This window comes from Brumimicrobium salinarum, from assembly GCF_002844555.1.
GTDB lineage: Bacteria > Bacteroidota > Bacteroidia > Flavobacteriales_D > Crocinitomicaceae > Brumimicrobium > Brumimicrobium salinarum.
On the sequence record NZ_PJNI01000005.1, the window covers coordinates 1 to 12,660 of the forward strand.

Genomic DNA, 12,660 nt, shown 5'->3' on the forward strand with positions numbered 1-12,660 from the left:
TCTGACTACTTGTATAAGTTGTTCCGTTAATTACGATTGATTCACACGCTTCAACTGATTCGGAGTGATTTACAGGTTGATTTATCGTTAAATTAAGTGTTACCAAAGAATCGCAACCTTCAGCATTGAGAAGTGTATAAGTTGCTGTACTATTTGAAGAGGTATAAGTAACACCATCCATCCAAGTAAAGCTTTCACAAGCAGTCTGGGTGTCTGTACCTGTATTACTACAATCTCCTAATTTAATAACAAATCCATCTGTTCCAGTAGCAGTTAAATTATTCACTCCTACTCTAGGATCAAAATCAACTGTTTCCTGAAAATCTCCTCCAACATAAACAAAACCATTGACATCCACATCAACAGTAAACCCAATATCAGAACCAGTTGATGACCCAAAGCCATTCACATCTACAAAAACACCATTATCATCATATTGCGCAATAAACACATCATTTTGGCCATTAGAGGTGACCGAGTTTGGTGTTCCTCCCATATTAAAATCTACAGTCCCCTTAAAGTATCCTGTGACATAAACTTGATCATTTGCACTTAAAGCAATATCTCTGGCAGCTGACCGATCTGTTCCTCCCAACTGATTGACCCAAACTAAGTTTCCATCATTATCATATTTAGCGAGGTACGCATCATTATTCCCTAAAGAATTTAAATTCGTTGTTCCTGCATTAGGGTCGAAATCAGCAGTACTTTTGAATTCTCCAGCGAGATATAAATCACCTAAAGCACTGATGCTAATCGATAAGGTATTTGCATTTCCAGAACCTCCAATTTGCTTTGCCCAAACAAAATCGCCCAAATTATCCAATTTCATGAAAAACGCATCAACAAATCCAACACTAGAAGTCATTGAGAAATTCGAAGCATTTGGATCGAAATCGATTGTTTCATGAAAGTATCCTACCACAAAAGCATTATCATTATTATCAAGTTGAATATCTACTGCAGAAATTTCTGAATTTCCCTTTAATTGTCTCACCCAAATAAAATCACCATTGTTATCTAATTTTAAAACAAATGCGTCAAAAGCGTTTTGTGCCGATAGATTTTCCACACCAGCACCGGGATCAAAATCCACAGTTCCATAAAAAGAACCTGTCGTATAAACATTACCTGCATTATCAACTGTGACTGAATAAGCATCCTGTTGGGAAGTACCTCCAATTTGTCTAACCCAAATTAAAGCCCCATTAGCATCATATTTGGCAACAAAGCCGTCCTGCGAATCTACTGCCGTAAGGCTCACTGTATTGACGCTCGGATCAAAATCCACAGTGTTTTGAAAAGCTCCTGACACATACAGGTTACCACCATTATCGACTGCTACATCATACACATAATCAGCTGACGTACCTCCTAATTTAAAAGCCCATTGAAAGTTTCCATCAACATCCAACTTAGAAACGAATCCTTCATAACCTCCATCAGAAACAAGGTTAAAATTTGATCCAGCGGGGTCAAAATCGGCTGTTCCAGCAAATACTCCTCCAGTAAATACATTTCCAGATAAATCTGTGGCCATAGCTCTAACATTACCGTCTTGTTGTTTCGCCCATTTCAAACTAGCTATTTGTGCATAGCTCATTTGCATACACAAGAAGAAAGATATAAAAAGTAGTAATTGTTTTTTCATTTGTTGTAGTTTTATTTTGGTGACAAAGGTATGCAATTTATTATCCTAAATAAAAAACATTTAAGATTTAGAAATAATCTAAACAACCTAAAATTGAATAACCAGTTTCTTATTACTTATAATAGACCTTTACCTCGGCTGTATCATTCAAAAAATTAGTATTACCAACTTCAAAACGGATTATAGTTAGTCCTGTTCTTTGCTCCAAATCATGTTTCATTTCATTGTAATTTTCGGGTCTAATTAGATCAATTTTCTCATAAATTACTATTTTCATTTGTTCATTGTCCTTCCACCAAAAATATTCTAACCCTGATATAATGATAATCACAGTTCCATTTAGCAATAAAACTTCCAATAAACTAATTTCCTCTGTTGCCATTGCGTTTATTACCGAAAGTCCTATCACAACAAATAGATAAGTCATCTCCTTTATTTCAATGGTTTGTGTTCGGTAACGGATAATTCCAAAAATAGCAAAGAGACCCAAGCCCATACCTATGCCAATATCAAACTTTTTAAGTGCGAAGGACAGAAAAAACGTAACCAATCCTATCAACAAATAAGTAAAAACATAATCCTTCCTTTTAGTTTTTGGATAGTAAACCCATCTAACAATAATCGTTAAGAAGAAAAAATTGAGTAACAAACGAAAAAGTAAACTAAATATTGCTGGATTATAAATCTGAATATTTAGCATTTCGGTAAATTGAGTAGACATTTCAAGAAGCATTATTTAAGGCTTTTAATTTATTGAAAGAATATTTAAAGTTATTGTATTTAATGGGTTGGTCAAAAGTAAACAATGTTCCCAAGCAATATTTACTCAATTTTGATGGACGTAACTGCTGCTTTTTCATATATTGATATGCGAAAGAATTGCGATTTACATAAGCCTGTTTTAGTTCAGCAATCACGATATTTTCAAAATATACTGACTTGCCTTCGAACTGGAAACTAATATTCAGATCTAAAGTAAATCTTTCCATTAATTCTTCATTAACTAAAGTTATGCGTTGATAAGTGTTTAAAAGTTGAGGGTCCAAATGGGGTAATTCAGGAAACTTCTCAATTAAAAATGTAGTCGCCTTCACACCAAGATTATGCTGAAACTTATCCACTTGAATCCTACGTTTTATAGTTCTATTTTGACACCTTTCCTTTACTTCAAAAAAGGTGTTATCCGAATTCCCATATTTACGGTAACGCACTTTATATCTATGATCTTTACCATTATGATGATCCAAGTAAAATGTTTTACTTGGTGTGTCGAAGTAAATGTTTTCATAATTCGCTATTCGTTGTTGATTAACGACTAAGACGTGGTACTTATCTTGCAATTCGATTAAAAGTTCCGGTAAATCCTCCACACGAAAAACAAACTTTGTATCCACACGATTCATTAATTGAGCATCAATTAACGCTGGCAAGCTAATCGATTGAAAATGTGAAAGTAATTCCGTATAATTTTCCATGTGCGCATAAAAATATAAATTGCCTTTCGAATGATGCGTATATTTCGAGAAAAATAGTCAAAAAAATATCATCCCTTTGAATAATCCTTATATTTTAGCCTTCCATATAAGGAATTGCATTCTTTTATGGATAATAGAATAAATTATGAAGAAAGAATTCAAATTTTCCTATCAATATGTTAATTCGGTTGATGAATTAACAGCCGAACAGCAAAAAACTGTTTCAGCAGCAGAAAAAGCAGCAAAAAATGCCTATGCTCCTTATTCAAGATTTAAAGTTGGCGCTGCGTTACTGCTCAAAGACGACACGATTGTTATTGGCAGTAATCAAGAGAATAAAGCCTATCCAACAGGACTGTGTGCAGAGCGCGTTGCATTATTTTCCTATGGTGCACAACAGAAAAAACAAGGAATAAAATCAATTGCAATAGTTGGAGACGGTGACCTATTAAAAGCTGGGGATATTTTTTCACCCTGTGGTGCTTGTCGCCAAGCCATGGCTGAATACACTGATATGCAAGGCGAATCATTTGAAATCATACTTAAAAACGGTGATGGTAGTTTCACTATTTTTGAAGGAATACGCCATTTACTTCCTTTTATTTTTGGTAGTTAACAACTATTTTCACTAATTCTAATGTTAGATAGTTATTTTAAAAAAATATATATTCTATATTTGTCACATCGTATTAAACTGTATTAAACTATGGCAGCAAAATCATCAGAAAAACCCAAGAAAACAACGAAAAAGGAAAGTGCTTCGAAAAAGCAAAAATTCTCAAAGGAAACTTACATCAAATGGTATAAGGATATGCTATTGATGCGGAAATTTGAAGAAAAGGCCGGACAACTTTATATCCAACAGAAATTTGGTGGATTTTGTCACTTATACATTGGTCAAGAAGCAGTAGTTGCTGGAACAGTAAGCGCTACCCGACCAAGTGATTTCCACATGACGGCCTATCGTGATCATGCGCATCCAATAGGTTTAGGAACGGATGTCCGCAAATTAATGGCTGAATTGTACGGACGTAAAACTGGTATTTCAAAGGGTAAAGGTGGTTCAATGCACTTTTTCGATAAGGAAAAAAACTTTTTGGGAGGTCATGGAATTGTTGGCGCACAAATACCTATGGGAGCTGGTGTTGCATTTGCAGAAAAATACAAAGGTACGGACAACGTAACTATGGTTTCGTTTGGTGATGGTGCGGCAAGACAAGGTGCACTTCACGAAACATTCAACATGGCAATGCTATGGAAGCTTCCTGTTATATTTATTGTGGAAAACAATAATTATGCAATGGGAACTTCTGTCGAAAGAACCACGAATGTTATGGATTTATCAAAGCTCGGTTCTTCTTATGAAATGCCATCTTTTGTGGTAAATGGTATGTCACCTGAAGAGGTTCATGAGGCTGTTGCAATGGCTGCAGATCGTGCAAGAAAAGGAGATGGACCAACTTTATTAGACATTAAAACCTATAGATACAAAGGTCATTCAATGTCAGATCCTCAAAAATACAGAACAAAAGACGAGGTTAAGGAATACCAATCAAAAGACCCAATTGAGCATTGCTTGAAGGTAATTAAAGAAAATAAATACCTTAAAGAAGATGAAATTAAAGAAATTCAGGATTGGGTAGCTAATGAGGTGAAAGAAGCGATCGAATTCGCTGAAAATTCAGATTATCCAACTAAAGATGAACTCTACAAGGACGTTTATAAATCTGAAGATTATCCATTTATTATTGAATACTAAAAAATTAGAAAACAATGGCTGAAGTTATTTTAATGCCCAAACTATCAGATACAATGACCGAAGGTGTCGTTGCTGAATGGCATAAAAAAATTGGAGATGATGTAGAATCAGGTGAATTACTCGCTGAAATTGAAACAGATAAAGCGACTATGGAGTTTGAATCATTTTATGATGGAAAACTTTTATACATCGGGGTTGAAAAAGGCCAGGGAGCTCCTGTAAATGATATCCTTGCCATAATTGGTGATGAAGGTGAAGATGTTGATCAATTAATTGAAGAAAACAAAGCTAAAGATTCTTCAAACGATGAATCTGCTGAGGAAACACCTGAACCTGATACAGAAGATTTAAAAACAAAGAAAGAAGAGCCTAAAGAAAATGAGAAGAATGTTAAAACAAGTTCATCTTCTAATCAAGATAAAACAAGTAGCAGTTCTTCCGACAATGGAACACGTATTTTTGCCTCTCCGCTAGCTAAAAAATTAGCAGAAGAGAAGAATATTGACCTTAATGATGTTGAAGGTTCTGGAGAAAATGGCAGAATTGTAAAAAGAGATATAGAAAGCTATAAACCAGAGGACAGACCTAAAAATAGCGCAAAAAGTAAGTCTTCATCAAACGGAGGAAATGTATTAACAGAGTCTTACACAGATGAGAACATTTCTCAAATGCGAAAAACCATTGCTAAGCGTTTAGCAGAGAGCAAGTTTTCAGCACCACATTTCTACTTAACCTTAGAAATTGACATGGACAATGCGATAACTGCCAGAAAAGCAGTAAACGCAAACGATGGAGTTAGAATTTCATTTAACGACATGGTTATTAAAGCATGTGCTGTTGCCCTTAAAAAGCATCCAAATGTTAATAGTGCATGGATGGGTGATAAAATTAGAAGATATGACCATGTGAATATTGGTGTTGCTGTAGCTGTTGAAGAAGGTTTACTTGTTCCAGTTGTTCGTTTTGCTGACTCGAAAGGTTTAATGGAAATTGGTTCAGAAGTAAAAGAATATGCTCAAAAGGCAAAAGATAAAAAATTACAACCAGAAGATTGGGAAGGAAATACATTTACCATCTCTAACTTAGGAATGTATAATATTGAAGAATTTACAGCAATTATAAATCCACCTGACAGCTGTATTTTAGCTATCGGAGGAATCAAACAAGTTCCAGTAGTAAAAGATGGGCAAGTGGTTCCAGGAAATATTATGAAAGTAACTTTATCGTGTGATCATAGAGTCGTTGATGGGGTTACAGGAGCAGAATTCTTAAATACATTTAAGTCATACATGGAGAATCCAATGATGATGCTTGTGTAATTTTAATGAACAATAATATATAAAGCGTCCATTCAATTCTGTTTGGGCGCTTTTTTTATACCTTATATCTCATCAACAAAATAAACTAACCATTTGCAAACAAATCCTTATCCACATAGAATATTTAAAATAAAACTGAACAAACGGTATTTAAACTATTTAAGTTTATTTAGAATGAATAAAAATACCAACAACTAGGTATTGTAAAATCTCGTGCCCTACTCTATTTTTGTAAGTATGGAAAAGACAAGCATTGCAACGTTAAAGAAAGGAGCACGGGGAATCATTACTGAGATTAAGCAAAGTGAAGTTTCACAAAGATTAATAGAAATGGGCTTAACACCTGGAACATCTTTTCAAATTCGTTCAATCTCTCCATTTGGTGATCCAATCGCGATTCGCTTAAATGATTTCGCTGTAAGCTTGAGACTAATTGATGCTTTGAATATTATTGTGATGCCTAAATCTTAATTAATTTTCACCACAAATTACCACATTCGTCAGAAAGCTGTTAGATTTTGCTTTATAAATCTTTTTATGCTTTGATTTGAAGAAATCATTTTTCAAAAAGCAAGAAAGAAAATCTCTCAAAAAACAAATATTTTATGTTTGATTGTCATTAGTAACAATTGAAGTAAAATAATTGATTTCCTATATTTATGCTAGGATAGATTTAATATGATTTCTCCAGCTATAAAATCAAGAACTTCATAGATACCACACATAACAGTCGGTTAAGTTTGGGACGCCTCTAAAATTGTTAGTGATATTATAGCGGGGAATCAATAAAGAAATCATGTTTTTTGTTTTTAAAAGACAACTCTATTAATTTTAACACAAAATAGTATATCAGGGAAAACCCTATAAATCAAAATTATTTATTGCAGTTATTAAAATTAAATTAATTTTACTGTCAAATTTTAATGGAGTTCAGAAACCATCAAAAACGGGGCGAAGCCGAAAAGCCATACGAGTAGGCAAACAAAAAAACTATTTTATGTTAAAAAAATCAAACCAATCGTCGCAATGCTAGCGATAACCGCAATGTTGGCAAGTTGTTCATTAACTATGCCTGTTAACGCAACAAGTAACCCTGTTGGGGATAAAGTTGGAACAGCTAAAGCAACAGGATTCTTAGGGATTCTTTTCTTTGATGCTGATGCTAGTATCAGTACTGCTGCTAAAAACGGAGGAATTACTGAAATTTCTACAGTAGACATTAAGCACACGAGTATTTTAAACATCGTTGTTACCTACGAAACAATCGTAACAGGTAAATAAACATGAACTTAGGAGAGTCGATCTATGGTCTTCTCTCCTATTTTACTGAATCTATTTATGAAAAAATCCATCTATTTGTTGCTTTTCTTTGCATTAACAGCCTGTACCACAAGCAATCAATCAAATGAAGAAATCATACTCTTTAATAATATTGGTTTTAAAATTAATAACCATGAAAAAGAGATAAAACCATCGATCCAAATAAAAGAGAATTATCTCGCTAAAATCTCTAACAAAAAGAATCAAATTCCACTATTTAAAATAATAAAGGGAAAAAATCATCATATCTTTATTGGTCTACCCGTTGCAACATCGCTTGAAAATCTGCATAAAAACAACCTTATGGAAGATGCAATTAAATTAGAAAACAAGTTTGATAAACACCACTATGATTTTAATCAATTTCAGAATCAAGATACTCTGTTGACAGAATATACACGTTTATTGAATAATAATTTGATTTATATCTTAGCTGTTACAACAAACAAGGAATTATCAGATAGTTTATTTACTTTTGAAAAATTATCAGATCGAATAAAGAAAATAGAATGAATTTAACATCTCAAAACAAACAATTAAGTAAAACTAAACATTTGATTGTTTTCCTCATAATTACATTTTTTATTTCTAGTTGTATGTCCCTAAAGCCTGGCTCTTCAAAATCAGGGAAGAAATATTATCAAACCTTCTATGTGGGTGATAAGGGCAATCAATATTTCATAAAACCAATGGAGTTTGAAAATAAAAAGTTAAAAAACGAATTATTTATGGACTTCACCATTCGTTACAAAGATGATATAAACACCACAACCACACTCAATTACAGCGCTAAAATAGAAGATATAATAAGAGAAGTAGACAGTCTAGTCATTTCAAATTCTATTCATAGCGTGAAACAAACACAAAATGACTTGCTCTTTAATGCAAGGGAGGATGATAAATTTGAATCGAGATTTTCAACAGAAATTATTTTAAAAGAATTGAAATTGATATTTAATGATCCTAACTGGAAAGTGGAATTATACGCAAATTCAAAAAAATACTCTTTTACGCCAAAAAGAAAAACATCAAAAAAGATAATTACACTTTACAATAACGTATTTGTTTTATTTGAATGAATGCTCACGGTTGAAGAGACTATAAAAGCAATTGTTAAAAATTATAAGTAACCTACTTATTGATATAGAATAAGTTTGATTTATCAAATAAGACGTTTTCTTTTTCTTTGAAGATTATCTTTATGATGACAACTTCCTCTGATAGCTCAAAATAGTCAAAACCTCTTCTTTTTTTCATTATTGTAACCTACAACAAGCTCATATAGAAGTACTGAATCATCTTCTTCAATAATGTTCTTGTAAAAATTTTTGAGAAATTGTAATTTAACGGGATGTTACAACAAATCATTCTTTTCTCTGGATTTGCAGGAATTACTGTATTTATAGGTGGACTTTTAGCCAATTTGTTTAATCATCACATTAAAGAAACACCCGTTAAGTACGAAATTACGCATACAATGATGTCTTTTGGTGCAGGAATAATCCTCTCTGCTTTAGCATTGGTTTTAATTCCGAAAGCCATGGACGAATTGAATTTATTTCCCATGATAATATCGTTTTCAATTGGTGCATTTGTCTTTTTTTTAATCGATCAATATTTAGCTAAAAAAGGAGGTCAGACCGCTACCCTACTTGCCATGATGATGGATTTCGTTCCTGAAGCAATTGCATTGGGAGCTGTGTTTGCAATCGAACCAAATACGGCCATTTTGTTGGCTATTTTTATTGGTTTACAAAACTTACCCGAAGCATTTAATTCGTTTCGAGACTTAGTACAAAGTGGATTTACACCTCAAAAAACACTCATTATTTTCTTTTTCTTAAGCTTTTTTGGAATTGGGGGAGCGTTAATTGGTCATTTTTTCTTGAGTGATCAACCACAACTCACAGCATTATTGATGAGTTTTGCCAGCGGAGGAATTCTTTACCTGCTGATTCAAGACATAATTCCAGAAAGTAAACTCCAAAAGAATTACTTAATTTCTCTCGGTGCTGCTGTAGGATTTTTAGTTGGAATTATTGGAGAAAAGATTGTTTAACCCGGATTATTAACTCCTTTAGTCGTTGAGCTCGCAGGCTCGGTTCATGCATTTAATTTTAAATCTATTCTAGGCACAAGACCTAAAGTAATATATGTATATTTCGCAGGGCTTGTAACGACGAATAGATCAAAATTAAATCAAAATCTTACAAATACACAAATACCCAAAAATGGGTTTCTCAAATTTTACAGGAAATACAGTTAAAATACTGACTTACAGATGTTAATATTCTTAAACTTTAAGATTGGTGAATAATTCGGGTTAAGACAACAAACATTGAACAAGATCCTATTTTGAGTGTTTTCTTAAAAAAACAACAATGAAAATATTCTTTATCATTTTAGGAGTCATTATTTCCGCTTTTATTGCTGTTCAAATTTATGCTATGAGCATTAGAAAAGACTCTGAAACTTATCCCTACGAAGTTGTAAAAAAATATGAAAACTTCGAAATTCGAGAATATGAATCACGCTTATTTTCAACCGTAAAGCTCGATACTAAAGATTATGACCAAGCTTCTCGTGAAGGATTTTCAATTTTGGCAGCTTATATTTTTGGAGGGAATGACAAAAACGAAAAAATAGCCATGACCTCTCCAGTTAAAATGTCATTAGAAGATTCCATGACCGTAATGTTTATGGTTCCTGAAGACAAAAAGCAGGAGGATTTACCAAATCCAAACACCTCTAAAATTGAATTCCAGACAGCACCTCATAAAAAAGTAGCAGCCATTACATTTGCTGGTTGGGCAAGTGCGGAAAAGATTGAAAAATATAAAAATCAACTCATTAAATTATTAAAAGAAGAGAACATTGCCCACACCCAAAACTTTTTCTTTTTAGGGTATAATCCTCCTTTTGATGTGGTAAATCGTAGGAATGAAGTGATTGTTGAGTTATCTCAATAGATTTTCATAGTGCTGGATTTATTTAATTATATTTATGATTGTTTTTATAAATTCAATTTGATGAATAAACTATTAAAAGCCTCATTCCTTTGCATCATTTTTTGCCTTTTCATTCCTGCTATTCAGGCGCAAGACAACTTAAGTAGAGATTCTATTTCGACATATAATTTCTATACAAAATTCGGTTCTGGATTAACTCTCCCCACTTACCGAGACTTTGCCACCTCTCCTCTATTTTACAGCGGAATTGGACTTCACCTGAGTTCGGCATGGCTTAAAAAATCGGAAGAAAGAGAACGCATCTTTAAAATTGGGATGAATATTAGTGCGCTCACTGCTCGCATTTCTCAAAGTGATCTAATTCAGCCTTCAACGCTCGGATTTATGGGGAATTTCAATTTATTTTATCAACAATTATGGAAAATTGAATATTTGTCTAACCAAAAAAACAATACGAAAGTTGGTGGTGCATTACAATTAACACAAAACGTTCGTGGGAATCCGGCTTTACAGAACAATGCGATGGGTTTAGAAAACCTTTCAAATTTATCAGCAGCTGCGCAATGGACACGAGACATTTCAAGAGTTCAAGAGAAACAGCTGAATTTATGGATTTGGAAACCGACTTTAAAACCTATAAAGAGAGATTTGCGCGTTTTACTTAATGTAGGGATTTTAAATTTTAATTATCGACCTGGATATGCTTATTCTTATGATGGCGAATTAAAAGGAACAGAGACAAATCCTGTGGAGTGGGCTTTCGAAAACTACAAATGGTCGCTTAATGGATGGCGATTACAAACTCAAATTGAATACATCAAATATTTACCTAATGGAAATGCCCGAAGTTTATCTTATGTGTGGCAAGCAGCCCATGCCCCTGGAAAATTCGAAGACTTCCAAATGGCTAGTCATCGTTTGCAATACACCATTTATTTTCACACCAAAAAACGCTAAATCATGAAAAAACTTATTTTTATTTTATCCATTTTGGTCTTTTCCTCTTGTGAGAAAGCACTTTTCAGACCTGATGAAGGTTCTACCGACGCTCTAAAAAACTTCGACTATTTATGGAACGAAGTAGACAAAAAGTATAGTTACTTTGAACTAAAAGATATAGATTGGGATGCAGTTAAGAGCACATATCGCCCACAATTGAATGAAAACTCAAGTGTAATTGAGTTATTTGAAGTCATGGCAGACATGATGAACGAGTTGCGAGATGATCACTCAAATTTGATTTCTCCTTTCAATGTTTCTCGTTATAATGTAGCCTTAAATAGTCCAAAAAACTATCGCGCAAGAACCATCAACGAGCATTATCTAACTGATCCGTGGAGCACTGGCGCCTTAAAACATGATTTTTTAAGCAATAAAGAAATCGGCTACATTCGTTATGGTAGTTTTTTATCGAATTTTAGCGCTTCTCAAATGGATTTAGTGCTTTCACGATACGAAAACACCAAAGGAATCATTTTAGATTTAAGAGAAAACGGAGGTGGTAGTATTTTTAATGTTCCTCTTTTATTGGGGCGTTTTACAGACAAAGAAACTTTGGTTGGATACAGTATCACCAGGAACGGACCTAAACCCAATGATTTTGGTGAAAAAGAAGATTTCTACGTTACGCCTTCAGCTAATAAAAAGTATACAAAACCAGTTGTAGTCTTAATCGACCGTGGTTCATATAGCGCAACAACGTTCTTTGCAATGGCGACAAAAGCTTTTGCTAACATTACTTTAATTGGTGACACTACTGGTGGTGGCGGCGGATTACCCAACGGTGGACAATTACCCAATGGTTGGACATATCGATTTAGCATTAGTCAATTACTAGACATTAATGAAAACAATTATGCTGAAAACGGTGTTCCAGCAGATATAAACGTTGCTTTTGACTGGAATGACTTAACGAAAGATGAAATTTTGGATAGAGCAATTTTAGAGTTGGATTAAAAACAAATCAATTGATAATCAAATAAAAATCGAAAACATGGGGTTGAAACCCCATGACCCATGGTTATTTATTTTAATTAGGTTAGTACTGATGGAACTTTTCCACCGTTTATATATGCCATTTGATTTAGATTTTGACATAACTCTACATTAAGATAGAAAAATAATTAGAATAAAAATTAAGATTCTGATATGTTTCTTTGAAAAGAAA

Annotated in this window: 14 protein-coding genes; 11 read left to right on the forward strand and 3 right to left on the reverse strand. The window is 33.5% G+C overall.

Features of this window, described 5'->3' with window-relative positions; all coding sequences use genetic code 11:
- The 3 genes from CW751_RS05580 to CW751_RS05590 form a co-directional block, all read right to left on the reverse strand.
- On the reverse strand, nt 1-1,651 hold a 1,651-nt coding region (locus CW751_RS05580), incomplete at its 3' end, for an SBBP repeat-containing protein (protein WP_205677792.1).
- A gap of 112 nt (nt 1,652-1,763) precedes the next feature.
- Entirely contained in the window at nt 1,764-2,384 is a 621-nt protein-coding gene (locus tag CW751_RS05585) for a DUF4956 domain-containing protein (RefSeq protein ID WP_240612536.1), read from the reverse strand.
- Nucleotides 2,374-3,126: a polyphosphate polymerase domain-containing protein gene (locus tag CW751_RS05590; RefSeq protein WP_101334018.1), complete on the reverse strand. Its 753-nt coding sequence runs from the start codon at nt 3,124-3,126 to the stop codon at nt 2,374-2,376. The genes CW751_RS05585 and CW751_RS05590 overlap by 11 nt, the downstream gene beginning before the upstream one ends.
- Before the next feature lie 145 nt (nt 3,127-3,271).
- Here CW751_RS05590 and cdd point away from each other — a divergent pair, with 145 nt between their 5' ends.
- From cdd to CW751_RS05645, 11 genes are all read left to right on the forward strand, one after another.
- On the forward strand, nt 3,272-3,742 hold the full coding sequence (gene cdd, locus CW751_RS05595) for a cytidine deaminase (protein ID WP_101334019.1): 471 nt from the start codon (nt 3,272-3,274) through the stop codon (nt 3,740-3,742).
- Nucleotides 3,743-3,832: 90 nt separating this feature from the next.
- Nucleotides 3,833-4,885, forward strand: coding sequence for a pyruvate dehydrogenase (acetyl-transferring) E1 component subunit alpha (gene pdhA, locus CW751_RS05600; protein WP_101334020.1), 1,053 nt, complete (start codon nt 3,833-3,835; stop codon nt 4,883-4,885).
- 14 nt (nt 4,886-4,899) lie between these two features.
- Nucleotides 4,900-6,204: a pyruvate dehydrogenase complex dihydrolipoamide acetyltransferase gene (locus CW751_RS05605; RefSeq protein ID WP_101334021.1), complete on the forward strand. Its 1,305-nt coding sequence runs from the start codon at nt 4,900-4,902 to the stop codon at nt 6,202-6,204.
- A gap of 237 nt (nt 6,205-6,441) precedes the next feature.
- Complete coding sequence (locus tag CW751_RS05610; RefSeq protein ID WP_101334022.1) at nt 6,442-6,675, forward strand: FeoA family protein; 234 nt, start codon at nt 6,442-6,444, stop codon at nt 6,673-6,675.
- A 555-nt stretch (nt 6,676-7,230) separates the two neighbouring features.
- Complete coding sequence (locus tag CW751_RS05615; protein WP_101334023.1) at nt 7,231-7,485, forward strand: TRL-like family protein; 255 nt, start codon at nt 7,231-7,233, stop codon at nt 7,483-7,485.
- 57 nt (nt 7,486-7,542) lie between these two features.
- Nucleotides 7,543-8,037, forward strand: coding sequence for a hypothetical protein (locus tag CW751_RS05620; protein WP_101334024.1), 495 nt, complete (start codon nt 7,543-7,545; stop codon nt 8,035-8,037).
- Complete coding sequence (locus CW751_RS05625) at nt 8,034-8,603, forward strand: hypothetical protein (protein ID WP_101334025.1); 570 nt, start codon at nt 8,034-8,036, stop codon at nt 8,601-8,603. The genes CW751_RS05620 and CW751_RS05625 overlap by 4 nt, the downstream gene beginning before the upstream one ends.
- A gap of 272 nt (nt 8,604-8,875) precedes the next feature.
- Complete coding sequence (locus CW751_RS05630; RefSeq protein ID WP_101334026.1) at nt 8,876-9,583, forward strand: ZIP family metal transporter; 708 nt, start codon at nt 8,876-8,878, stop codon at nt 9,581-9,583.
- A 322-nt stretch (nt 9,584-9,905) separates the two neighbouring features.
- Complete coding sequence (locus CW751_RS05635; RefSeq protein ID WP_101334027.1) at nt 9,906-10,493, forward strand: SOUL family heme-binding protein; 588 nt, start codon at nt 9,906-9,908, stop codon at nt 10,491-10,493.
- A gap of 60 nt (nt 10,494-10,553) precedes the next feature.
- A complete protein-coding gene (locus CW751_RS05640) occupies nt 10,554-11,450 on the forward strand; it encodes a hypothetical protein (RefSeq protein ID WP_101334028.1) in 897 nt (298 codons plus the stop codon).
- Between the two features lie 3 nt (nt 11,451-11,453).
- Nucleotides 11,454-12,449 carry a S41 family peptidase gene (locus tag CW751_RS05645; protein ID WP_101334029.1) on the forward strand — a complete coding sequence of 332 codons (996 nt, stop codon included), beginning with the start codon at nt 11,454-11,456 and terminating at the stop codon, nt 12,447-12,449.
- Nucleotides 12,450-12,660: the final 211 nt, after the last annotated feature.